Origin of the sequence: Chitinophaga terrae (ex Kim and Jung 2007) (assembly GCF_900107795.1) — a bacterium.
Classification (GTDB): domain Bacteria; phylum Bacteroidota; class Bacteroidia; order Chitinophagales; family Chitinophagaceae; genus Chitinophaga; species Chitinophaga terrae.
The window spans coordinates 121,888-145,603 of sequence record NZ_FNRL01000012.1; the positions used below are offsets into that span (position 1 = coordinate 121,888).

Sequence of the window (23,716 nt, forward strand, 5' to 3'; positions counted from 1 at the left end):
CGATTTATTTAATTACTGATTTTTTTCTATTGAATATCCTTTAGCAGTTGCTTTGATTACCAGGTTGTGCAGGATCGCGATACGCGACAATACTTTGCCGAGTGAATCCACTTCCCTGATCTGGCCTGTGTATACGACATCCGATGGTAACCCGTTTTTAATATTGATCTGAACATGGTATCCTTTTGCGATGGTCATCAGCACGCTGTCGAGCGGCTGCGACTCGAAGCTTGCAGTGAACCCGGTACGCGAGCCGTATGATACGGGTTTCTCCGCCCGTTGCGCCACCGCAGTTTTGGTAGCCGGCCCACTGGTCACGGCGTTCGACCTGGCTACGTTATACACCAGTTGCTGACCGGGCAACAGGTAAACATCCTTCATTTTTGCCCTTACCTGTTTTACTACCACTTTACCTGTATGCAGTTCCACATTTACATTATCACTGTTCCTGTTCCCGGTGATTGTAAAGGTTGTTCCCAGGGCGGTAACAGAGAGGTCGTGGTTATAAACTGTAAATGCGAGGGTCGCATTCTTCGCTACATTAAAAAAGCCTTTGCCTTCCAGGTAGACGGCGCGATGATCTTTACCGAAGCCGGTGTCAAAGCGCAACGTTGATTGAGCGTAGAGGATCGCCTGGCTGCCATCCGGGAGTCTTACGCCTTTAGGCGCTGCATGGGTATTGTTTATTACGATGTTGGATGGAACAACAGGAGAAACGGCGGCAACGGGCCTTGCAGCAGGAGTTGACTGTTCCAGGAAGAAGAATGCAGCAGTAGCTGCCAGGCCTGTGAATATTGCCGCCGCAATCCAATAACCAATGCGATATATACGGGGTTTACGTACCTTCCTGTATATATTGTTATATATTGAATTCATTTCGGCAGGCGTCAGCTCAGGCTCCATATCGGCCCCCTGCGAGTAAGTTTGCTGGTACCACCCGTTATATTCTTTCAGTTCTTCCGGTGTTGCTGTCTGATCAAGATATTTCCCGAGCAGGTAACGAAGTCGTTCATCCGTCATTTTATTGCCCATTTACCAGTATATCACCTGAACGGAAAAATTCCCCCACTCCTTTTTTTGAATTCATATTAAGTTAACATTGGAGGATTTTGTTTACAAGAAGTTAACACAGAAAAAAAAACTGTCAGGTTATTTTTGCACCACAAAGAGCCAGTCCCATCATCACACCTTGTAACCATACATGCAATAACTTATGGCAGCTTTCGAAACAGGGCGACGATAAATCCTTCGAACTGCTATACACCAGCACGGCAGCATTCCTTGCTAACCAGGCATTCCGTGTATTGAAGGATCGCGAGCTGGCAAAGGATATCTTACAGGATGTATTTGTAAGCCTTTACCTGAAACGCGAGACGCTGGGCGCGGATATTAATATCCTTGGTTATTTAACCAATGCCGTCAAATACCAGACTTCCAATGCACTGCGCAACGCGATGGTAAAGGATGCGCATCACCAGGCCTTATTACTGCATGCGCACCGGCAGGAAGCCGCACAGCCTATGGCGCCCGAGCGTTCGGCGCTGCGGAGAGAAATAGACAAAAGCATACATACCCTGCCACAGAAATGCAGGGAAGTATTTATGCTTAGTTATTACGGCAACCTGGGGTACAAGGCCATTGCCAAGGAAATGGGCATTTCCGTAAAAACTGTCGAAAAGCATATGAGCAAGGCATTGCAGGCCCTCCGCCGCGACCTGAAAGAAGAACATGTTGCCGGCTTGATGGTAGTTACCCTGACAATGCAGTATTGTGGTATATCTTGAATAACCGGGTCTGTGCTGAGAATAAAAAGTGATACTGATTCCTATTTATTGCTGCCTACACGTTGCTGTTCAGTGTCTGCCCCCCCGGTTTGCCTGTTACGCCTGGCTGCATTATTCTCTTTCCCGAATTTATAAGTAAATGCAATAGCGATATTCCGGGTATCAAATACATTCAAGTATGTAACCTGGGTTTGCTTCACATTGGTGATATCTCCGCCTATTTTTAGTGTATGAAAGATATCATTGACGCCCAGCCTCACCGTCCCTTTTTCTTTCAATATCTTCTTCCTGACACTAACATCAAGCTGCCACAGCGGGTCCCGGGTAAACTGCGCCAGGAGGTTATCGCCAATATACATGGCAAACAGTTCTGCACTCCATCCATGTTTAAACTGGAATTCATTGTACAGGGAGCCGCCCCAGGTATTCATGGAAGTATTCAGGTTTCCTTCATCCGGCAGCGTTGATTTGTAAGTCCTGTAAATATCCTGCATATAGAGCGTTGCCCTCCACCAGGCGGTAAGGTCAAGCGAACTGTTTATAATAATCCCTGTACCGGTATTCCTGCCTATATTAGAGCTGCGGGAAATAAAAATATTTCCTTCCTGTTCTATAGTCTCCCTGATCTCCCCTCTTGTAACATTGTATAAAAAGGTTGCGGAGAATATGCTTTTATACCTGTAAGACAATTCAAGGTTATTGGCATACTGTGGTTTCAGGAAAGGGTTACCGGCGCGATAGGAGAATTTATCACTAAAGAACAGGAAAGGATTCAGGTTATTATAAGCTGGCCGGTCGATCCGCCGGCCATAAGATAAAACCAGGGTATTATGTCCTGCAGAGTCCAACTTATAGGTAAGATAAGCAGTAGGAAACAGGTCTGTATATTTCCGGCGGAACGAGGAATCGGGATGCGTAGGATTTCCCAACTGGCGCCCTTTGGCAACAGTATTTTCTGCCCTTAAACCTGCCTGCATGCCCCATTTGGGGAACTCCTTACGGAAACTGATATACGCCGCATTAATATTTTCCTGGTACCTGAACCTGTTGGTTTTATCATAATCCGGCAGCGCTATTCCGTTGCTGACATTAAAATATTCGGCAGCGTTATCGGTTCTCACGTAACTCGCTTTTGCGCCAAAGTCGACCCTTGCTTTATTTTTCAGGGGATGTACATAATCCGCTTTTGCGCTGTATACGTCGAAGTTCCCGGGTAAGCGGCCCAACAAGTTATCCTGGTTTTTGAAAACGTTTCCCGGCAGGTATACCGTATTCTGGAATTGCTGAAAGCCGTTGGAGCTGTACCTGATATAATCCAGGTCGGCTGTCAGCTCCCTGCCGGTGCTGTCGAAGCGTTGCTGAAGATTCAGGTTTATACCTCCGTTCTTCCATTTATACCTGCCATCAAGATACCCTGCAACTGCAGAATCGGTTATTTCCGCCGCATCGTACAACCTGCTGTTGGTATATTTCTTTTCGCCATTTGGCCGGGTTAACCCGTTCACTACAATGCCCAAAGTGGTTTTTTCCGTAACCAGGTAGTCTAACCCTAACCGGAGATTAACGCCATCGCTGGTATTTTTATTGAAGATGTTCATCTGAACGCCTGAAGACAATGCGCCATCCGGTTTTTCATAGCGCCTGGATATATCTGTCCGTACATAATTGCGATCTCCGGAATATCCCAGGTTGCCGAAGAAGTTGATCTTATTATTACGGTAGTTGAAATTCACTGCGTTGTTCGATTTCCAGTATACAGCCTGTGTGTAACCCAGGCTCAGGTTGCCATTGAAACCTTTGACAGTGCTTTTTTTCATGCGGATGTTGATCACGCCTGCATTGCCTGAAGCCTCGTATTTAGCGGGTGGATTGGTCATTAATTCAATCTTCTCAAGAGTGCTGCCGGGCAGGGATTTGAGGTAATTGGCCAGGTCATTGCCGGCCAGGTAAGTAGAACGGCCATTGATCAGCACCAGCACCCCCTCTTTTCCATTTAAACTGATTGCACCATTGCCTGTTACCATTACGCCGGGCGATCTTGACAATACTTCCAGGGCGTTGGAAGCAGCGCCGGAGATCATTGCATCCACGTTTACCACGATCCTGTCTACCTGCTGTTCTATCAAAGGTTTCTTTGCTGTAACAGAAATGGTTCTAAGCTCCCTGGCGTCGGCAACTCTTAGTTGAAGATCCGGCAAGCTGGTATTGATGTGCTGTGTATCCAGCGTAAACGGCTTGCTTTGATAAGGTTCGTACCCCAGCATGTTAATAAGCAACTGCCAGTCGCCGGGCCGGGAAAAGGATATAGAGAATCGGCCATCCGGCCCGGAGACCGCTGTTTTTACGATAACAGTATCGCCAGCTTTTACCAATAAGATACTGGCGCCGGGAACAGGAGCTTTCTGCATATCTGTTATTCTTCCCCTTATTTCCTGGGCCAGCACGGGAAACGTGGCGACAAGGCAGGTGATTAAAAGTATAAAACGTTTCATCGTAATTAATTTTGGATCGCAGGGGCACGACATGGCCGTTCCTCATGATCGGATGAGAAAAAAGGGATCGTCGCTGTACCAGCGTGTTATTGTAAAAGGAAAATATTGTTTATCGTGTAAGCCTAATTGTTAGTGCTGCGCGGTTTAACCGGAGAAACAGGAGCTATGGCGTTTACAGGTTTGGTGGGAGGAACATCGCGCGATACATTCCGGCTGGTGTCGCCGCTTCGTTGCCGGATCTCTTCTTCCCGTTGCAGGACTTCGCGTTCGCGTTTGGCATCTGCAGCCTGTCTGGCAAGACCTGTAGCATACCTGATGCTATCAAGCCGGTTGCGTTCCTGCTGCTGTTGTTCATGCACCTGTTGCAGTTTATCCCTCTCCTGCTGTTGCAGTTCACGCATCGCCTGTTCCTGTTGCCGGCGAAGCAGCATGGTATCATTCCCACGGGTGTGCGCAGGAGTAACGCTGCCTTCCGTTATATGTTGTTGCCTGTTGTCTGGCTTGATGGCGGGAACCTGGTACCTGATGGGTTGAATAACGCCTTTAATGGTATCGGCGGGGGGCCATATGCCGTGTTTCTGCGCCTGTGTTTTAGCAACAGGCGCCAATGCAATGGCTGCAAGAATGAATACACCCGTTGCCAGGAAAAGTTTTTCTTTGATATTTAAGTTCTTATTGTGATTATAAACCATCCTCTTAACCCTCTCCAGCAACTGGTGTTTGCTCTCTGCAAAAGCCAGGGCTGCCGGGTTATCGTTTACCCCTAACCGGTATTCCTGGAATGCTACCAATGCTTTGATATAGGTTGCTTTATTGTTGCTGCCATGCACTGCCAGGTCGTCGCAACAATGTTCCCTTTCTTCCCGCAACAAGGCAGAAAGCCAGTAGACAGCAGGATTAAAGAAGAAAAATATCTCAACAAAGCTTTGCAGCAGGTTGACGAAATAATCTTTACGGCGTATATGCGCCAACTCATGCAACAGGATAGCTTCCACCTGGTCTTCAGGCAATTCGGCCATTAGCCCTAACGGAAGCATGATCACAGGTTTTAGCCACCCGGTAACTACAGGTACTTTAACCAACATGGATTCGAGCAACTTTACCGGGGCGCTGATCTGAAGTTTTCCGGCCAGCTCTTTTACTTTATTATTCCAGTGATCGCCCGGCGGATATACGCCATAACTCCGTATGCGCCTGATATATGCCAAACCTGCTATCATCTTGAGGAACTTGATCATAAATATGATAAACCAGCACAACACAAGCAAGGGAGCATTGCTGTCGCAATATGCCGCAAACTGTTGCCGGAAGCTGGCAGCCACGGTTGCAGCCTGGCCGGTAACCAGCGGCGCAGCTGCTGCAGGCGCTGTTGTACCAGGGAACAACAGGTACATGGTTACGCCTGTTGTAGCAACAAAACAAAGAAGTATTAAGGCGATGAGATTATAACGCAGTGCGGGAGCCGAACGCCTGGTAAGCAACAGAACGGCGCCAGCGGCCAGTGAGTATCCCAATCCCTGCCAAAGGGAATGAATGAAAGTCCAGCAAAGCGCCTTCAGCACTGACTCTCCCCATCCTGCATTTACTAATAGCATTTCCATAAGCCGGGTTTATTTGAATCCATCGAGTTTACCAAGCATGTCTTTCACCATTTCCAGTTCCTCCTTAGCAGTATTCTTATCTGCCAGCAATTGCAATATCAGCTTGCCCGCAGAGCCGTTAAAAGTAGTGTTGACGAAACAGTTGAGCAGGTAACTTTTAGTGGCCGTTTCATCCAGGCAGGCGGTGTATATATGCTTCATGCCCGATTCATCTTTTTCCAACATTCCTTTTTCGGCCATCAACTGCATAAGTTTTAACGTAGACGTATAAACGACCTGTTTCGCCTCGTTCAGTTTATCATTGATAAACCGGACAGTGGATGGACCATATTGCCAGAGCACCTGTAAGATCTCCAGCTCCCCGTTTGTGGGTCTTAATACCATGGAATCGTTTTCGTAGTGCTTCATAATTCAAAGGTATGAAACTTTTCGTACGAAACAAGTATTAGGATATAAAAAATTTTAAATGTTACAAATCAAATAGTTACAAAATGGGTAAGTAAACTCAGGCATATTGATACCGGGTAATTAGTACTCCACCGGCTGTGGTTAACGACGTTTGCAGTTTCAGCCTGGCGTAGCGGCGATCGCCAGTAAAGAACCGGCGGCCCTCTCCTAACACTACCGGATGTATCATGAGTACAAATTCATCTACCAGGTTGTATTCTTTCAGCGCTTGTACCAATTCACCGCTGCCAAAGATGATCAGTGTTTTATCGTGTTCCTTCTTCAACTGTGCGACGGTATCCGTCGCCTCGCCTTCCAGCAGTACCGAATTACTCCAGGGCAGGTGAGCGGAAGACCTGGACACCACGAACTTGGTCACCTTGTTCAGTGCGTCGGTCATCGGGTTAGGTGGCTGATTTGGCCAAAAACCATACAGATCTTCATAGGTAATGCGGCCTGTCAGCAGCGACCATGGCCCTCCCATAGCCTCGCCAATTACCTGTTGCATTTCCGGTGCGTTACCTGCCGATGCCCATCCTCCGTGAGCAAATCCATCCCGCGTATCTTCATCCGGCCTTGCAGGCCCCTGGTATACGCCATCCAGGCTCAAATGTTCAATGGCAATTATCTTACTCATAAAAAATTTGTTGGTTTCTTAAAAGTAAAACGCCGCTGGTAAAAATAATGGGGCAATTAAGACAATCAAGGGGTGTAACTGCTACACTTCCTCCGCAATCCGTTTTACTTCGCTCAGCGCCTCTTCCCATCCAGTTACTGCATCATCATAGGCGGCATCATCCAATGGCTGGGCCATGTCTTCGCGGCCAGTCAGCACCGTCTGCGTTCCATCTTCCTCAAAGGTATAAGTGACCTCCGAAATCGCCTCAGCTGTTGCCTCATCGAACAAACTATGCCTGATGATGCGCATAGGTTGAAATTCCAGCAACTTCCCGTTCGTTACAACTGTGCCGTCGGGCCGCCTGAAACCAAATGAACTGCCAACCTTCCAATCAGTTTCATAATAACCGCCTAACTGTTTGGTGATCTCCGGGTCGGTGAATACCTTCCACACCTGCTGGATAGGCGCATTTATTTCAATCCTTTTCTGGATATACTGGTTTTCCATCTGGGAGCGTATTATGGTTATCAATTACTGTAAGTTAACAAAAAATGGGCAGCGGAAAGACGGCGGCTCAGCCTGTAAAAAAGCAAATTCGTGAAATTTTTATTAGTATATAAACGTTTACTTACTATTTTTACTACCTTTGCCTCATAGTTTAGAAAACAAGGTTATGAGACCAAAAAATTTAGAAAAGGAAAAGGCCATACGCGCGGTTGCATTGCAGATCATTGCCGAAGAAGGACTGGAAAACCTCTCGATGCAGAAACTGGCCGCAGCAGCCAACATTTCTCCCCGTACTATCTACATAAAATACAGAGACAAAGAAGACCTGCTGATCAAACTCTTTATTGAAGAGGTGCTCGTTAACTTCGAAAAAGCGGCTATGGCGGGATTTGATGATAAAATGGATTTTGCCACGGGCATCAAAACCCTCTGGTCAAACGTCTTCACGTACATGACAAAGCATCGCCATGAATTTTCGTTGCTGCGTTATGGTCAGTCTTCTCCCCTCCTCAACAAAGCTTATGCAGAACGGGGCATCAAAGAGGGCGACTACTTCAAACCATTCCTGGCATTTTTAAAAGCACATATAACGAAAGGGCATATACGCAATTACCCGCCGGATATTTACAGGGCGCTTCTTTTTGCGCCGCTATTCAACCTGCTGAACGAGTACTTCGATTACCTGGAAAGGCCCAAACAGATCATTACTAAAAAAGTAGTGGATGAATGCTGTGAAATGGTTATCAAAGGCATCTTAAAATAAATGACAAATGAATATTTTAAACAATAAGAAGATCGCCATTATAGGCGGAGGACCAGGAGGTTTAACGCTGGCCCGGTTGCTGCAAAACGCAGGAGCAAATGTTGCCATCTGGGAACGCGACGAACATGAAAATGCCAGGCCTAAAGGTGCAACGCTCGACCTGCATGAAGAGTCAGGACTCAAAGCCCTGGAAATGGCCGGCCTGATAAATGAATTCTGGAGAGATCACCGGCCCGGCGCCGACAGAATGCGGCTGGTCGACATCCATGCGCAAATCAAATTCGATGATCATACCAATGAAGGCGAAGACCGGTTACGCCCGGAAATCGACCGGGGACCGCTGCTGAAGTTATTATTAACATCGTTAAAGGAAGGCTCTGTTCACTGGAACAAGCAATTTGTTTCACTCGCCCCACAAGATAAGGGCTGGACTATTACGTTCAAAGACGGCAGTACAACATATGCCGACCTGGTTATCGGCGCCGACGGGGCCAACTCCAGGGTCCGCCCCTATTTAACCCCTATAAAGCCATTCTATTCAGGCTTCACTATGGTGGAAGGAACGGTGAAAGATGCAGCGCAACAGATTCCCCGGATCAGCGCCTTGCTGAAAAACGGGAAGATATTTGCATTGGGGAACAGCCAAAGCCTGATCGTAAGTTCCAAAGGAGATGGCAGCCTGGTGTTTTACACCGGCGGCCGTAAAACAGAGAACTGGTACAAGGAAAGCGGTATAGATTTCGGCGATCAACAACAGGTACTGGCCTGGTTTAAAGAAGAATATGCAGCATGGGACCCTATCTGGCAATCGCTTTTCGAAAAAGCAACCCTTCCTTTTGTTCCACGCCCGCAATACTGTATGCCGTTTGATCAATATTGGAAGGCCTCTTCCAACCTCACGCTTTTGGGAGACGCCGCTCATTTGATGCCCCCTTACGCCGGCGAAGGCGTTAATATGGCAATGCAGGATGCCGCAGAACTGTATGAATGGCTGACCAAAGAAGGCATAGCAGACCTGGAAACCGCTATCAGTGGCTATGAAAATCAAATGAGAGCCCGGGCATCTGCAGCCGCGCAAATGTCGATGGATTCAACGATAGCCCTGCATTCACAGGAGGCAATAGAGTGGATGCTCGGTATATTCCGGTAGGTTTATACCCCGTTCTTTGTTACGCGGTTACTGAATTTTACCGGTTGCGGCAGCCGGTGTTTCCTTTAAATAAATACGATAAAGCTCAAAGAATGTCGGGGCATCCAGCAGCTCGATGGATGGATCCAGTTTCTTCAACTCTTCTACCACACTTACGTACCAGGCGGGACTCTTCAGGATATTCCTGAACCAGTGAAATGGAAGCAATGCTTTCCGTTGCTGTACCCGCGCCAATATGTGCCTGGCAGCGGCATGCGGATCTTCTTCATTCACATCATCATCCGATCTTAATACCGGCATATTGTTATGCAGTAAAGTGAGTGGAGATTTCTGGGGAATGATGCCGTTAGGGCTGAAAGATGCGTAAGCATCCAGTCCTTTAGCGTTCAGGCCAGGCGCCAGGCCGTCGATAATAAATCCTGTAACGGTAACGCCCCAACGTTTATAATAGGGTTTGTTATGCGCCGCCCATGCATCCAGCCCATCGGGCAAACCGGAAACAGGACGCGGCGCCTGCAACATTCCCGGCATCAGGTAACCGGCGCCATTATCCGCTGCTGCAAAATAATCATTGGCTGTTGCTGTTTCCCGGCGGTAATCCAGCGCCATAGGAACCCGTTCTTCCAATACAGGGCTGATACTCCACATCAGGGGAACTTTGCCCCGCATAGGATGATCCCAGATCACAGGCGTAGTTTGATACACCCAGGACGAGGCGTCATAATCGCCAACGTAGAAGATGATAAAATTTCGCTTGTTAATATTCACCCGTCCCTCGCCGGTAAGGTAACCGCGGGCTTTCAGCGAATCTGCATTTATCCAGGACTGCGGATATTTATCCTTTAACGGGAAATGTTGCCAGAAGGAAGCATTGGCCAATGCGCCGTAGTTAATAGCGTCAGCATCTTTAAACGCATTGTAAGCGCTGATGATCCGCGAGTACTCCCATTCCGTTGCCACATCTTCATGCGCTCCATTTGCATGCTTTGTGTATTTGAAAGCCCATGGCGGAAATCCGCCGATATAGGCATATTTCTTTCCTTTGTTCTGTTTATAGGCTGTCAGCAGGATTTCTTTCATAGTTTGCAGGTCTCTGCCTTGCTGCTGCCCCGGATCGTCGGTGGCCGGTTCATCCCCCCATGGACTTAGGTCGAAGAAGAAACCCCTCCGGCTTACAAAGAAATCATGGTTAGTCAGCGTATGATGGTTCCTTGCCGCAATGCCCGGATGTTTCATCCATGCCTGGTCGATATAATAAGCGCCGTAAGCAGTGTTGCATTTCCCTTTAGCCAGGTAATGTGTGAGCAACCATATATAGGCATCGTTCTTTGCCGAGCCGGTAGAAGACCGTTTAGCGCCTGGTATCATACCCTGGCCGGTAAACAGTGATGTACCGTTCTTATTCAGCAGCCATACTTTTACCGGCAAACGGGGGCCCGACAACACCACGCGCGAGTAGAGGCTGCCGGGAGCAGTGTCGTACCGGATAGCCACCAGGTCTTCCACTCCTGCTACACAGGAAGCGATATTGCTGGTTGCCGCCACTGCCGGATCATATACTACCGCGCCCTTAACCTGGTTCCGGTATGCAGTGAGCACTGCAACAACATCGTTGTACCGTACCGTGTCCCTGTTGGCCAGCCATTTACCCTGCTGCCTGTATTTATCCCACCAATACCTGTCGATATTCTTTCCTTCATTTTCTACCAGGAAGATATATAGCTGCGGATGTGTCCTGTTCACTATCCCTTGCAGGGTAGCGATGGCATGAGTATGGTCCCAGGCTATCCTGGTACTGTCCGGATCGCGAAGATTGTATTTCACTGTATAGCTCATGTCCAAAACGCCTAACAGTTGTTTGCTTTGTGCAGCAGCATAAAAGGCGCTGATCAACCATAGCCCGGTAACGAGGAATTTTCTTTTCATGTACGACTCTTTGGTAAGGCCAGGTGTAATAATAATAATTTCATTTTTGATTTGCTGATTAATTAAGGCCGATTGCGGTTCTGCCAGCCTTGCCAGGTTGGGGATCGCAGCAGTAGCAGCTGTTTCCGGCTCTCTACACCAAAGCGCAGGCAGCCCTGCCGGCATCTCTATCCATTCACTCCCTGAAGCTCTTTATGGGTAAGGGTTTGCAAAGGCTTTTCTCCGCCGCAGACCAGATATTAAGCGAATCGGAACGATTGTAGCCAAATACCTGCCATACCTGCAACTGTAAGAAACAAGCCTGTCAAACAGGCCGGTTGCTCATATTTACCTGTAATTCCATCAATGCTAACCCAAAAATTATGATCATGGAAGAAAAGATGAAAGCGGCAGTAAAGACAGCCGACGGAGAATTTGAAATGTGCGAAGTGGACATACCGCAACTAAGCCAGCCCGACTGGGTATTGGCAAGAGTGAAGGTAGCGGGGATCTGTGGAACAGATCTTCGTCACTGGAAGAAAAAAGAACCCAGCCTGGAAGGAAAAATCATGGGGCATGAACTGGCGGGAGAAGTAGTAAAAGTTGGCGAAGCGGTTAAGAACGTTAAACCCGGCGACCGGGTAGTGATCGAAACCCTGCTGGGCGACGGAACTTGCGACTGGTGCCGCATCCAGCAATACAATCTCTGTCCCAATCTCTATGAAGTGCGTATGAAAACTATTTCGCAGGCCTTTGCGGGATATGTTGCCGGTCCATCCAACAAATTCTATAAGCTGCCCGATCATGTCAGCTACGAAGAGGCGACACTGTTAGATACTTTTTCCGTTTGCATGCATGCCATTCAACTCAGCGGTTTAAAACTGAACGATAAAGTAGTGGTAATCGGCGCCGGGCCTATCGGCTTGGGGCAACTTCAACTGGCTAAGATCTGCGGTGCAGATGTTCTCGTAACAGATGTGGTAGACCACTCCCTGCAGGTTGCAAAAGAGCTAGGCGCCGACGAAGTGGTGAATGCGAAAACAAACGAAGATGTGCTGAAAGCCGTGAAGGAGTTCACCAATGGCAGAGGCGCGGATGTAGTGTTCGAATGCGCAGGCGGCGCTTCGATGCCTGCTACCCTACCGCAGGCCACATCGTTTGCCCGAATTGGTGGTAAAGTATTAATAGTTGGAGGGTTTGATGAAGACACCTCAATTGATCTTAAATGGCAGGAGATCCAGAAAGCGGAGATCAAACTGATCCCTAGTGCGAGCTACTCGTTCTGGGGCATCTATCCTGAAATGCAGATGTCGCTCGACTTGCTTGCAAAAGGTAAGCTGAATGCAAAAAAACTGATCACTCACCGGTATAAGCTGGATGACATCAACCAAGCATTTGACGTCGATTTCAATAAGGAGAAGACCGGCGCCATCTTCATCGCCCTCGAAGTTTGATGGCACGCAATGTTTCTCGCAAAGGCGCAAGGTTGGCAAAGAGGCTAAGATTTTAAGGAGTGAATTGGATTATAAGAAGGGGAAGAAGAAGGATTGTGGTAGGTTGATAAGACAAAGACCCAAATTTTTGACGGATTTGGCGCTTTCTGAAGAAGAAGGATTGTGGCAGGTTGATAAGGCGTACTACGACGATATATTTTTGAGTGGAACACGACGATGTGTGAATAGTAAATAGCCCGGTTATGCCGGGCTATTTTATTATCTGTGTTTTCGTTTACGCGCCTTTGTAACCGTGAAGATCACTGCGGCGCCGATAGCTGCGTATATCAATCCTTTACGGATCATTGCCATACGGTTATACTTCCATTCTGCGGGGTAACCACGTTCACGATAGAAATCGGGAAAGTGCCCATTGCCGATGTCCTGTATCAATCCTTCTATCATTTGTATCCTGTCGGCCAGTATTAATGGCAGCCAATGGCCAAAGCTGCCTTCACTATAGCGGAAAGCGTAACGCCTGATTGCGCCGCTGAGGCCTGCAGGCGGCTGTCCTGTTCCGAATACCGCGGTGAGGCCCGGCCGTTCATTCGAATGTAGTACCTCCACGCTTTCCCGCTGCAATTGGGGCCGCCGGTAATTGAGGCGACGATGGTCATCTCCGGTATATTTCTTTATCGGGTAGGTTGGTTCATTGGCAGGGTTGGCGTCTGAATTCCAACCTTTAATATTGTTGTGCAATTCATTATTTTCCATGATCAGGTATTTTATTTTATGGAATTAATACTGTTTTGATGCAATTATCGAGTTTGGAAGAAAATATCCGATAGGCATCCGAAACTTCCGCCAATGGAATACGATGTGTGATCAGGGCTTTGGGTTCTATATGCCCCTGCTGTATATGCTCTATCAGTTTTGGCAACAGCCTGATCACAGATGCCTGGTTGGCGCGGATGGTCAGTCCTTTATTCACTACATTACCGATAGGCACCATGTTAAACGTAGGACCATATACGCCAACTATGGATATAATGCCTCCTTTTTTCACTGAATTGATAGCCCATTGCAGGGCCGTAGCTGCACCCGCCTGCAACAGCAGGTTCCGGCCTGTCAGTGTTTGCAGGGCGCTTCCTTCCGCTTCGCAGCCTACCGCATCGATACATACATCGGCGCCGAAGTAATCCGTTGTTTTCTTGATGAATAGTACCGGGTCCTGCATGGATTTGAAATTGTACGCTTCACAGTGCGCAAACTCCCGGGCAAATTCCAGGCGGTATTCAATATGGTCGATAATGATCACCCTTGCAGCGCCAAAAAACCAGGCGCACCTGGCAGCCATAATACCAATGGGACCTGCCCCAAACACAACAACAGTATCGCCGGTTTTAATGCCTCCCATTTCGGCAGCCTGGTAACCGGTAGGGAATACATCTGTCAGCATTACGGCATCTTCTGTATCCATCCACTCGGGGATCACATAAGGGCCTACATCCGCAAACGGCACGCGAACATACTCTGCCTGGCCGCCGCTATGGCCGCCGGCTGTATGCGAATACCCGAATATCCCTCCAACAGCTGTAGCTTCAGGATTGGATTCATGGCAGTTTCCATACAACTCCTGTTTGCAGAACGGACATACTCCGCAGGCAATATTGAAGGGCACCAATACCCGGTCGCCCTCTTTCAACCTCGTAACGTCGCGCCCCACATCCATAACGATCCCGGTGAATTCGTGACCAAACGTGGAGCCTATACGCGTGTCAGGTACCAGGCCATGATAAAGATGAAGATCTGATCCGCAGATGCAGGACCTTGTTACTTTTACTATCGCATCGCCCGGATGCTGTATCTCGGGGTACGGCATATTATGATCCGCACGTACGCGGTAGGGACCGCGGTAGTTCATCGCTAGCATATTTCCCTTTTTTAAAAATTAGAGTATGGCTGCGTCTTTAATGGCGCCGTATTTCTCCGTTTGCTGTAAGATTATCGTGCCAAATAACAATGTACAGCCTGCCGGCAGCGGCTTTGAGGCACACTGATATTCAGGTTCGTTGACGTTCCTAACCATGTTGACGAGGCCCGAAAAAATTCCGGATTGCGTAAACTTTTCCCTTTTCGTCGGCAGACCTTTGCAAAGTTTAATCAACCAGTCGCAATCCGATGTCCAGATTCCTGTTTTTGCTGACCGCTCTTTTCTGCACGGCAGCAGCATACGCCCAAAACGGTACCATTACGGGTACTGTCACAACCAGCGATGGCCAGCCGGCCATCAATGTAACCATCAGTATCGAGCATACGAAACTCGGTGGTATCAGTAATGAAAAAGGTGAGTATAGCATTAAGAATATCAAGCCAGGTAACTGGACCTTGCGCATCACTTCCGTGGGCGCTGCTACCCAGTTGAAACAGGTAACGGTATCTTCCGGCCAGGTACAGGAACTGAACTTTACATTAAATGAAAGCGCCGCCCAGCTGAACGAGATCACAATATCTTCCCGCCAGATGAATAAAGAGGATAAGAGTGTTGCCAAGATGCCTCTAAAGAACCTGGAGAACCCGCAGGTCTATACTACTGTATCTGCCGAACTCATGAAACAACAGGGCATTACCAATTACGATGATATTATGCGTAATGTTCCCGGATTGTCTCAAACCTGGCAATCGACAGGCCGCGAAGGCGATGGCGCTTCTTACTTCGCTCTCCGCGGTTTTGAGGCACAGCCGGTACTGATGAATGGTCTTCCGGGCCTGACCAGCGGCAACCTGGATCCATCAGATATCGAATCTGTACAGGTGATGAAAGGACCCTCAGGAACCTTATTCGGCGGCAGTTTCCTCAGTTATGGAGGCATTATCAATACCATCACTAAAAAACCTTATTACGGGTTTGGCGGAGAGGTAGCTTATAATATCGGAAGCTTCGGCCTGAACCGTGTAACCGCCGACGTTAATACACTGCTCAGCAAAAAGCAGAAAATTGCAATGCGCTTAAATGCTGCATATACTACGGAGAATTCATTCCAGAACGCAGGCTTCAGGAAATCATTCTTTGTAGCTCCTTCGGTTTCCTACGAAGTGAACAATCGCCTTACCTTACAGGTAATGGCGGAAATACTGGAAGAAAAGAGGGCTGTTCCTCCTGTATTCTTCCATAACAACCGCAGTGCGCCATTAGACTTTAAGAACATCGAAGAACTTAACCTGAACGTAAAAGAGTCATTTACCAGCAACGATCTTACTATCAAAAATCCCCGCATCAATGTAAAGGCCGAGGCCCTGTATAAGTTGTCCGGCAACTGGAGTTCGCAGACCGTATTCTCCTATGGCCGTACCAGGTCCGACGGCATATACACCTATATATGGGATGAAGATCCCGGCAACAACTGGTTCGGTCAGGATTTCCATAAAGAAAATGCCACAACCAGCACCATCGACATTCAACAGAACTTCAATGGCGATTTCAAAATAGGCAACCTGCGCAACCGCCTGGTGGCAGGACTTGACTTCTTCAGGCGAAATGCAGTTGATAAAGGATCCGGATGGATCATCGGCAGAAATGTAAATCCACAGGGCGGTGTTGCTGATGTTACAGATCCTGAGACCCACGAAGTCATTCAACCTGCCCTGCCGCTGACGAAAGATGCAATATACGGCGCACTGGCGGGTACAGAAGGCAGCAACTCAAATATCACCAATGGTTATTACAGCGCATATGTTTCGGATGTATTGAACATTACGCCGAACTTCCTTGTCATGGCGAGCCTGCGGGCCGATTACTTTCATACAAAAGGAGATAAAAATGCAAAGGAAGACAAAGGCTACAACCAGTTTGCCTTATCACCGAAGTTCGGGTTGGTATACCAGGTAGTGCCTGAAAAAGTATCTGTCTTTGCAAGTTATATGAATGCTTTCCTGAATGTAGCGCCTTCTCCGCATTACGATACAACAGGAAAACTGGAATACACAGCTGTATTCAAACCAGAACATGCAAACCAATGGGAGTTAGGAGTGAAAGCAGATATCCTGGCGGAGAAATTATATGCAACTGTTTCAGTGTACGATATTAAAGTCGGCAATAAAGTAATACCCGATGCCCGCAATCCACGCAACTCCACGCAAGGCGGTAAAGTGGGCAGCCGCGGGTTTGAAATAGAGCTGAACGCTCACCCCATTCCCCAACTGAACATTATTGCAGGTTATGCATATAACCATATTGAAATCCTGGAAGGCTATGGAACAGATTTTTATAGCGAACCGGGCAGAACACCGGGAGGACAAGGCCCTTCGAGCCTTGCTAATTTCTGGGCCACTTATAAAATATTGGGTGGAACGTTTAAAAACCTGGGTATTGGAGCAGGCGGGAATTATGCCGGCAGGTACAAGGTAATCGATAACAGTGTAACAGGGGTATTTTATCTTCCAAGCTATGCCTTGTTAAACGCCGGCCTGTTTTATAATGCAAAGCATTTCAGGTTATCATTCAACCTAAACAATATCAACAACAAGCAATACTACACCGGTTATTGGTCTGTCAACCCCCAGAAACCAAGGAACTTTGTGGCAAGTGCGGCATTTAAGTTTTAGAAGTAAGCTGCTATAAAATAAGGGCGTCCTGGTTGGTTCCGGGACGCCCTTCGTATTTTTTTCGCTACTTCAGCCATGGGCTGCTGAAATCAAGCTGCTTTAATGCCCGCTGGATGTCGGGATTCGACATGAACAATTTCCAGAGTAAACCGCTGCGGTAATTTTCTATCATCACAACGATGGGTCCCTGGTCAATAGCCACGTATTGGTTGTCATACCAATTGGTAGTTTCGCTGAAGGCGTCATAAAAACCATATTCTCCCCAGAGCCTATCTCCTACCCTGTTGTAAAAGTAGCGAAGCGCCTGCATAGAATATTCAGGCGTATAGGGGAAAGATGAAAGCGCTGCGCTGGGCGTGATCACTCCCAGGTCGTTGGTTGGCGAATGCGCATCATAGGAATTATGACTATCACTGGCTGTTAATCCCCAGCAATCAGCACTATAGCCCTTGAATTTCTTCGGGTTCTCTATACAATACTGGCGGTTGATCAGCGTATGGTTCTTATTTTGTTCCCAATAATCGGCATACCGGTCTTTCAATCCATTGGGGTCCAGCCCCAGGAAGGAATAATGGGCAAAGAACAGGGGGCCGCCATATTCGAAACCGAGTGGTAGTTTGATACCAAAGTATTCTTTCCCGTTATTGAAGTAATTGCTCATTGCCCAGCCCTGGTGATAAACCTTCGGGGATACAGGGTAATTGGGAGAAGCCACAGCAAGTATGTAAGCGATCAGGCATTCGTTCCAGCCATGGATCTGGTGGTTCATACCCCAGCCATTATTGGGCGACCAGTGCCAGTACAGTACATTCTGTCCGCCCTGGGTGAACCAGCTCCATTCCGCATCGTTCCACATCCATCCGATCTTGTCGCGGAGTTCTCTTTCTTTCGGAGTATCCTGGTTGAAATACTGGCGTACTGCCAACAGTCCCTGGAACATAAATGCGCTTTCTACTACGTCGGCGCCATCGTCTTTTCGGCTGAAGGGAATAGTTTTCCCTGTGGCGCCATTCATCCAATGAGGCCACATACCGTGGTAGCTGTCGGCCCTCCAGAGGAAGTTCACGATCTTAAGCAACCTGTCCAATCCTTCTTCCCTTGTAATAAAACCCCGCTCGATGCCAACCAGTATGGCCATTACGCCAAACCCCGAGCCCCCGATCGTAACTGTATCGGGCGTGGTGCTTCGTTCGCGGGTCAAACCGGATACCGGGTGCGCAAATTTCCAGAAGTAATTGAATGTTCGTTTCTGCACTTCCGTTAGCAGTGCCGAATCGCCTAACTGTGGCCGTGCCGCCAGGCGCTTGCGTTGTGCAGGCGCCTCGGTTATGAAAATAAGGAAGCAAATCCCTGTAATAATAATTCTCTGTATATTCATTTGTACTCAAATTATCCGTCAATATCCCGGGTTCTGTTGCAGTTTTCCTTCGCTGAACTGTATCTGGGTGAAAGGAATAGGAAATACTTCATGCTTGCCGGCCACAAATGTTTTACCGTGTTTGCGGAAAGCTGCAGCCGCCGTACCTGGCGCCAGTTTATCCTCTCTTACCAGCTCAAAGTAGCGGTCATGTTCCATCGCCATTTCCACGCGCCTTTCATGCCATATATCCGCTCTTGTTACGCTGTTTTTACCAGTGAGCCCCGCCCGTTCCCGAAGTGCGTTGATATCTGCGACGGCTGCATTGGCATTTCCCAGCGCCAGGGCAGCTTCCGCATGTATAAGCAGTATTTCGCCCAACCTCAATACCCGCAGGTTTTTAGGCAGGCGGTCCAGGTTGCCGCAGAACTGCTCCCGGGTCCGGCTATGGTATGCTTTGTAATTATAGCGGTCATTTTGCACACTATCTTTGCCGGGCACACGAAAACCATCCCATAACACGGTTCCGGCCCGGGTTATAAAGATAATAGTTGCAGCCTCTCTTTTATCTCCCGGTTCGTATTCATCCACCAGGCTCTGCGAAGGCCCGCCAAATCCCCATCCCAGGTCAGCCCATCCGCCTTTACCGCCCGCTCTTGGCCCCTGGCTGTTGCTGTATACCTCTATAGCCGCGTCGCAAGTAGCATTTATGCCTGTTTGCACTTCAAAAATAGATTCTGCATTGTTGGCCCCTGATTGCCGCCATATCGATGCATAATCATCTGCGAGGCTGTAGCTGCCCACTTTGCCTGTTATAACCGAATCAGAAAGACTATATGCCCGCTGCCAGTTCTGGCGGTACAAAAATACTTTCGCCAGCATGCCTGCTGCGGCGCCCTTTGTAGCCCTTCCAACCTGGCTGCCGCTGCCTCCTTTAGGCGGCAGATTGGTCAATGCAAACTCCAGGTCCGAAATGATCAGCTGGTAGATCTCGTCGGCGCCCGCACGGGTCTGGTACTGGTCCGACGCTGCCTCGGGCGGGGTAAGCACTTTATCTACCTTCGGCACTCCTCCAAATATCCTTACAAGGTTAAAATAAAAATATCCTCTCAGGAAATGCGCTTCACCCAAGAGGTGCGATTTCATATCCTGGTCCAGCGAAGTAGAAGATTCCAGCGCCTGCAGCGCCCTGTTGGCCCTGGAAATCGCCTGGTAATAGCCGGACCAGATGTCGTTGAACACAGTGTTATTCGCATCCATGGTGAGATTATCGAGTTGTCCCTGTGTTGGTGCAGCATCATCCTCAAAGCTTCCTTTGTCGGCATCGTCTGATGCAATGTTGGTTACCCCGATAAACGGGAAACCATGCACCTTCCCCAGCCACATGTTATTATACACGCCGGTTACCAGGTTTTGTGCAGAACCAGGGTCGTCGGCTGCAGCTTCTTCATCAATTTGTCCTTGCGGTTTTACATCCAGGTACCTGTTGCAGGCAAACATTCCTGCAATCAACATGGCGCCTGTTACTGCATATATCTTTCTCATAACTGTTTTTTTAGAATGAAACATTGACGCCAAAGGCAAACGTACGGGTGATCGGGTAAGCATTCAGTTCAATACCTGCATCCAGTATGCCGCTGGAATTGTTGGTCAGATTGGTTGCAGTATTGACCCTGTTGCTGATGGTATTGTCAAAGTCGATGGTACCGCCTGGCAATTCAGGGCTAAAGCCGCTGAACCTCATCAGGGTAAATAAGTTCTGCGAGGTGAAATAAACCCTTAGCCTGGTGAAGCCGATAGATTTCAATGTTTTATCCGGCAACGTATAGCCAATAGTCAGGTTATTGCAACGAAGGAAGTTTCCTGACTCCAGGAAATAAGTGGAAGCCGGAAGATCAGTAGTAATAAGCCTTGGATCAGTAGATGAAGGGCGCTCGCTGGTCCAGCGGCTATTTGCATAGCCGGATTCTATATTATCCGTATTCGCGAACCGGTATGCTTTCTTACCGTTATAGATCTTGGCTCCGCTGCTTCCATAGAAATCGGCCGACAGGTCAAAACCTTTGTAATTTAGTCCGAGGTTGAATCCATAATACATTTTGGGTTGGTAAGAGCCTACAAACTGCCGGTCGTCTGCATTGATCACCCCATCTCCCGTTATATCCTTATACCGCAGATCTCCGGGCCGGATACTGGATTTCCGCGGATCGTTGGCGATATTAGGGTCTGAATCGATCTCTCCCTGGTCGCGGTATACGCCTAACGATTCCAGCATATAGAAGCTCGCCACAGGCTGCCCGTTATCTGTTCTCGTAACATAGCTTTGATTGCCAACGCCTCCACCAAGGAGGGCTTGTCCTCCGCTCAGGTTAGTAACTTCATTCTTATTGAATGTGATGTTGCCGCCTACTGAATAGCTCAGGTCATCAGTGATCTTATCTTTCCAGTTCAGTGAAAATTCAAAGCCTGTATTCCTGAACGATGCGGCGTTGGTGATATAGGTATTGTCCGGGTCGCCCAGGATACTTGGAATATTCACAACGATCAATGCGTCCTTTGTCTTCTTGTTATAGTAATCCATCTCACCACGCAGTCTTTCATCCAGCAAACTGAATTCAAAACCTACATCAAACTGCATAGTAGTTTCCCATTTGAGGTTGTTGTCTTTTGTATCCTGCAGCGCGATTCCCTGTGTAATGCTGTTGTCGAAGAAGTATGGAAGATTGACGGTAGCAGTGTTGATGTAGGCATTCGTCGGGATATTGTCGTTACCCAGCTGTCCCCAGCTGCCACGCAGTTTCAGGAAGTTGAAAAACTTCTGGTTCTTCATAAATTCTTCCTGGCTGATCACCCAGCCTACACCTACTGTTGGAAAGTATCCCCAACGTTCCCTGAATTTGGAGCTGCCATCTGCGCGGATAGAGGCGCTGACCAGGTACTTTTCATCGTACCCGTAATTGACGCGTCCGACAAACGATTGCCTGGCGTATTTATCGCCCCTGTTATAAAGGGTCGATTGCACGTTGGGATCGCCGAGATCGAGGTACCAGAGATCTTTGTTCTCAGGCACGTTAATACGTTGTCCTAACAGGAAGGTGCTGTAAAATCCTTCTGTCACAGAACCTCCAAGGATCGTGAGCGAATGTTTGCCAAAAGTCTGGTCGAAGGTAATGGTGTTATCCCAAACCCAGCCCTGTTGCCGGGAATCGTTGATCGCCAGTTTGCTGTTATCCTGGCGTTGGTTACCACCCGCCGAAAGGAAGGTCTTTTCATCGTTGAGGTACTTGTAATTGTAAACCCTGTCGTATCCCCAGCGGAGATCTGCGTTGAAAGCGGAACGCAGTTTCAGGGACTTGATGGGAGAAAATTCCAGCGCCAGGTTGCCCTGCAGGCGGTTATCCTGTTGCAGGTAATTCCTTTTATCGATCTGTAACAACGGGTTGGCTACGTTACCCCAGGCAGAAGTATTGCCATAACGGCCGTTTTCTTCTACCGGCACTACCGGCGCCGCCCGGTAGATGTTACCGTAAATATCGAAGAGCGAAACGTTTTGACCGCCGCCGCGGGAATACGACAATTGAGAGGTCAGCTTCCATTTATCGGATATGTTGAAATCGTTGTTCGCCCTGAATGTAAACCGCCTGAAGGTGTTGGTTTTCACTATACCGTCGTCTTGCAGAAAACCGGCGCTATAGAAGTAAGTATACTTATCTGTACCTCCCGACATGGACAGGTTGTGATTCATCTGGAAAGCCTTGCGGAGTACAGCATCGTACCAGTTGGTAGACCCTTTATAGGTCGCTGCATCATTGTCCGGATCTTTGCTGGGAGCTGCTTCTTTAAGATAGGATATATATTGGTTCCTGTCGGCCATTTTCACCAGGTGAGCGGCTTCCCTGAAACCAGCCTGTCCATCGTAGCGGATCTCCATTTTACCTGACCTTCCTTTACGGGTAGTGATGATCACAACGCCATTGGCTGCACGAACACCATAGATAGCGGCGGAAGCGTCTTTCAGTACGTCCATGCTTACAATATCCGCGTTGTTGATATTGCGGATATCATCGGTAAGCACTCCATCTACCACGTATAATGGGTTGGCGCCTCCCATTACAGAACCGGTACCACGTACCCTCACCTGTGGTTGCGTATTGGGTTGACCTGAATTAATGATCTGCACACCTGCTACCTTTCCCTGCATGGCCTGTGTAGCCGTCAGCACCGGTTGTTTAGCGAGGTCTTCCCCTTTTACTGTAGCAATGGAACCGGTTAGATCTCTTTTCCGCTGGGTACCATATCCTACAACCACAACCTGTTCCAACTGGCTTTGAGAAGTGCTGAGCGTGATATTCAGGTTCGTTTGGGCACCGGTCACCGGCACTTCCTTCGTAACATATCCCAGGTAAGTGATGACCAGCGTTGCGTTTTGCCCCTGCAGCCGCAGGGTAAAACTGCCATCCGGTCCGGTAGTGGTGCCAAGGCTGGTACCTTTTACGCGGATGGTAACACCGATCAGCGGTTCCGCGGAGGCAGAGTCCTTCACGGTTCCACGGATGGGCTCTGTTTGCCGTGGTTCGGCATAACTGGATGTCGATGTACTTGCGATGTCTTTGTTGCGTGCCGAAACAATGATGGTCAGCACGAGGCACAGAACAGTACCACACAGCTTCGTAACTGTAACTTTCATAACTGAAGTTCTATTTTTGGGTTATTCATTCCGGCAACGATCGATACGCTCTTCTACAATAACGGCTACACATTCAGCAGGTCTTTTGTATCCAATGGTTTCAGGTTAAAATCAATAGTTAACAATGGAAATTTGTCTTTTGTTACGTATTAGGCCGCTTCATTGCAGTAATGAGATGGCCCGATTGCGTGTATGGTTTTGTGTTAGAAGCGTTTCAGAAGGTTGATTGGTGAGAGATGATCATTCAACTGGGCTCTGCAATTTTTTAGCGGGTTTATAATCACATCTCTCGTTGCCGCTTGAGAGTTATCGAACCCAGGATTTAATATTCCAGGCTATACTTTATTGCATGCCTTTTGTTGCTAA

Annotated in this window: 17 protein-coding genes; 5 read left to right on the plus strand and 12 right to left on the minus strand. The window is 48.2% G+C overall.

Going from position 1 to position 23,716, the window contains the following annotated elements; genetic code table 11:
- Positions 1–12: 12 nt before the first annotated feature.
- On the minus strand, positions 13–1,020 hold the full coding sequence (locus BLV62_RS14545) for a FecR family protein (protein ID WP_168927851.1): 1,008 nt from the start codon (positions 1,018–1,020) through the stop codon (positions 13–15).
- Between the two features lie 233 nt (positions 1,021–1,253).
- Between BLV62_RS14545 and BLV62_RS14550 the strand changes: the two genes are divergently transcribed.
- Positions 1,254–1,784, plus strand: coding sequence for an RNA polymerase sigma-70 factor (locus tag BLV62_RS14550; RefSeq protein WP_258522430.1), 531 nt, complete (start codon positions 1,254–1,256; stop codon positions 1,782–1,784).
- Positions 1,785–1,825: 41 nt separating this feature from the next.
- On the opposite strand, the gene BLV62_RS14555 is transcribed toward BLV62_RS14550, so the two are convergent.
- The 5 genes from BLV62_RS14555 to BLV62_RS14575 form a co-directional block, all read right to left on the minus strand.
- On the minus strand, positions 1,826–4,276 hold the full coding sequence (locus tag BLV62_RS14555; protein ID WP_168927850.1) for a TonB-dependent receptor: 2,451 nt from the start codon (positions 4,274–4,276) through the stop codon (positions 1,826–1,828).
- Positions 4,277–4,398: 122 nt separating this feature from the next.
- Positions 4,399–5,877: a M56 family metallopeptidase gene (locus tag BLV62_RS14560; protein ID WP_089762686.1), complete on the minus strand. Its 1,479-nt coding sequence runs from the start codon at positions 5,875–5,877 to the stop codon at positions 4,399–4,401.
- Positions 5,878–5,886: 9 nt separating this feature from the next.
- A complete protein-coding gene (locus tag BLV62_RS14565; RefSeq protein WP_089762687.1) occupies positions 5,887–6,285 on the minus strand; it encodes a BlaI/MecI/CopY family transcriptional regulator in 399 nt (132 codons plus the stop codon).
- Between the two features lie 97 nt (positions 6,286–6,382).
- Positions 6,383–6,961, minus strand: a complete 579-nt coding sequence (locus BLV62_RS14570; RefSeq protein ID WP_089762688.1) for a dihydrofolate reductase family protein — start codon at positions 6,959–6,961, stop codon at positions 6,383–6,385.
- Between the two features lie 81 nt (positions 6,962–7,042).
- On the minus strand, positions 7,043–7,450 hold the full coding sequence (locus BLV62_RS14575; RefSeq protein WP_089762689.1) for an SRPBCC family protein: 408 nt from the start codon (positions 7,448–7,450) through the stop codon (positions 7,043–7,045).
- A 166-nt stretch (positions 7,451–7,616) separates the two neighbouring features.
- On the opposite strand from BLV62_RS14575, the gene BLV62_RS14580 reads away from it, so the two are divergent.
- Both BLV62_RS14580 and BLV62_RS14585 read left to right on the plus strand, forming a co-directional pair.
- Positions 7,617–8,213 (plus strand): TetR/AcrR family transcriptional regulator, encoded by a 597-nt coding sequence (locus BLV62_RS14580; RefSeq protein ID WP_089762690.1) that lies wholly within the window; start codon positions 7,617–7,619, stop codon positions 8,211–8,213.
- Between the two features lie 7 nt (positions 8,214–8,220).
- Positions 8,221–9,363: an FAD-dependent oxidoreductase gene (locus BLV62_RS14585; protein ID WP_089762691.1), complete on the plus strand. Its 1,143-nt coding sequence runs from the start codon at positions 8,221–8,223 to the stop codon at positions 9,361–9,363.
- Positions 9,364–9,390: 27 nt separating this feature from the next.
- On the opposite strand, the gene BLV62_RS14590 is transcribed toward BLV62_RS14585, so the two are convergent.
- Positions 9,391–11,454 (minus strand): GxGYxYP domain-containing protein, encoded by a 2,064-nt coding sequence (locus BLV62_RS14590; RefSeq protein WP_211117765.1) that lies wholly within the window; start codon positions 11,452–11,454, stop codon positions 9,391–9,393.
- Positions 11,455–11,651: 197 nt separating this feature from the next.
- On the opposite strand from BLV62_RS14590, the gene BLV62_RS14595 reads away from it, so the two are divergent.
- Positions 11,652–12,722 carry a zinc-dependent alcohol dehydrogenase gene (locus BLV62_RS14595; protein WP_225889587.1) on the plus strand — a complete coding sequence of 357 codons (1,071 nt, stop codon included), beginning with the start codon at positions 11,652–11,654 and terminating at the stop codon, positions 12,720–12,722.
- Between the two features lie 258 nt (positions 12,723–12,980).
- Here BLV62_RS14595 and BLV62_RS14600 read toward each other — a convergent pair whose 3' ends face one another.
- Both BLV62_RS14600 and BLV62_RS14605 read right to left on the minus strand, forming a co-directional pair.
- Positions 12,981–13,475: a hypothetical protein gene (locus BLV62_RS14600; RefSeq protein WP_089762692.1), complete on the minus strand. Its 495-nt coding sequence runs from the start codon at positions 13,473–13,475 to the stop codon at positions 12,981–12,983.
- A gap of 16 nt (positions 13,476–13,491) precedes the next feature.
- On the minus strand, positions 13,492–14,634 hold the full coding sequence (locus tag BLV62_RS14605) for a zinc-dependent alcohol dehydrogenase (protein ID WP_089762693.1): 1,143 nt from the start codon (positions 14,632–14,634) through the stop codon (positions 13,492–13,494).
- 248 nt (positions 14,635–14,882) lie between these two features.
- Between BLV62_RS14605 and BLV62_RS14615 the strand changes: the two genes are divergently transcribed.
- Complete coding sequence (locus BLV62_RS14615; RefSeq protein WP_089762695.1) at positions 14,883–17,306, plus strand: TonB-dependent receptor; 2,424 nt, start codon at positions 14,883–14,885, stop codon at positions 17,304–17,306.
- A 64-nt stretch (positions 17,307–17,370) separates the two neighbouring features.
- On the opposite strand, the gene BLV62_RS14620 is transcribed toward BLV62_RS14615, so the two are convergent.
- Genes BLV62_RS14620 through BLV62_RS14630 form a run of 3 tightly spaced genes read right to left on the minus strand, consistent with a single transcriptional unit; the run spans position 17,371 to position 23,350 of the window.
- Positions 17,371–18,684 (minus strand): glucoamylase family protein, encoded by a 1,314-nt coding sequence (locus tag BLV62_RS14620; protein WP_089762696.1) that lies wholly within the window; start codon positions 18,682–18,684, stop codon positions 17,371–17,373.
- Between the two features lie 18 nt (positions 18,685–18,702).
- The gene (locus BLV62_RS14625; RefSeq protein WP_089762758.1) at positions 18,703–20,208 is read right to left on the minus strand and encodes a RagB/SusD family nutrient uptake outer membrane protein; all 1,506 of its coding nucleotides are present in this window, start codon (positions 20,206–20,208) and stop codon (positions 18,703–18,705) included.
- Positions 20,209–20,218: 10 nt separating this feature from the next.
- Positions 20,219–23,350, minus strand: coding sequence for a SusC/RagA family TonB-linked outer membrane protein (locus BLV62_RS14630; protein ID WP_089762697.1), 3,132 nt, complete (start codon positions 23,348–23,350; stop codon positions 20,219–20,221).
- Positions 23,351–23,716: the final 366 nt, after the last annotated feature.

What these genes read in the sequence shown, in the direction of transcription:
- BLV62_RS14580 (WP_089762690.1), top strand. Translation starts at nt 7,617, where the DNA reads ATGAGACCAAAAAATTTAGAAAAGGAAAAGGCCATACGCGCGGTTGCA.
- BLV62_RS14595 (WP_225889587.1), top strand. Translation starts at nt 11,652, where the DNA reads ATGATCATGGAAGAAAAGATGAAAGCGGCAGTAAAGACAGCCGACGGA.
- BLV62_RS14585 (WP_089762691.1), top strand. Translation starts at nt 8,221, where the DNA reads ATGAATATTTTAAACAATAAGAAGATCGCCATTATAGGCGGAGGACCA.
- BLV62_RS14605 (WP_089762693.1), bottom strand. Translation starts at nt 14,634, where the DNA reads ATGCTAGCGATGAACTACCGCGGTCCCTACCGCGTACGTGCGGATCAT.
- BLV62_RS14570 (WP_089762688.1), bottom strand. Translation starts at nt 6,961, where the DNA reads ATGAGTAAGATAATTGCCATTGAACATTTGAGCCTGGATGGCGTATAC.
- BLV62_RS14600 (WP_089762692.1), bottom strand. Translation starts at nt 13,475, where the DNA reads ATGGAAAATAATGAATTGCACAACAATATTAAAGGTTGGAATTCAGAC.
- BLV62_RS14575 (WP_089762689.1), bottom strand. Translation starts at nt 7,450, where the DNA reads ATGGAAAACCAGTATATCCAGAAAAGGATTGAAATAAATGCGCCTATC.
- BLV62_RS14555 (WP_168927850.1), bottom strand. Translation starts at nt 4,276, where the DNA reads ATGAAACGTTTTATACTTTTAATCACCTGCCTTGTCGCCACGTTTCCC.
- BLV62_RS14620 (WP_089762696.1), bottom strand. Translation starts at nt 18,684, where the DNA reads ATGAATATACAGAGAATTATTATTACAGGGATTTGCTTCCTTATTTTC.
- BLV62_RS14590 (WP_211117765.1), bottom strand. Translation starts at nt 11,454, where the DNA reads ATGCCGGCAGGGCTGCCTGCGCTTTGGTGTAGAGAGCCGGAAACAGCT.
- BLV62_RS14545 (WP_168927851.1), bottom strand. Translation starts at nt 1,020, where the DNA reads ATGACGGATGAACGACTTCGTTACCTGCTCGGGAAATATCTTGATCAG.
- BLV62_RS14560 (WP_089762686.1), bottom strand. Translation starts at nt 5,877, where the DNA reads ATGGAAATGCTATTAGTAAATGCAGGATGGGGAGAGTCAGTGCTGAAG.
- BLV62_RS14630 (WP_089762697.1), bottom strand. Translation starts at nt 23,350, where the DNA reads ATGAAAGTTACAGTTACGAAGCTGTGTGGTACTGTTCTGTGCCTCGTG.
- BLV62_RS14625 (WP_089762758.1), bottom strand. Translation starts at nt 20,208, where the DNA reads ATGAGAAAGATATATGCAGTAACAGGCGCCATGTTGATTGCAGGAATG.
- BLV62_RS14615 (WP_089762695.1), top strand. Translation starts at nt 14,883, where the DNA reads ATGTCCAGATTCCTGTTTTTGCTGACCGCTCTTTTCTGCACGGCAGCA.
- BLV62_RS14565 (WP_089762687.1), bottom strand. Translation starts at nt 6,285, where the DNA reads ATGAAGCACTACGAAAACGATTCCATGGTATTAAGACCCACAAACGGG.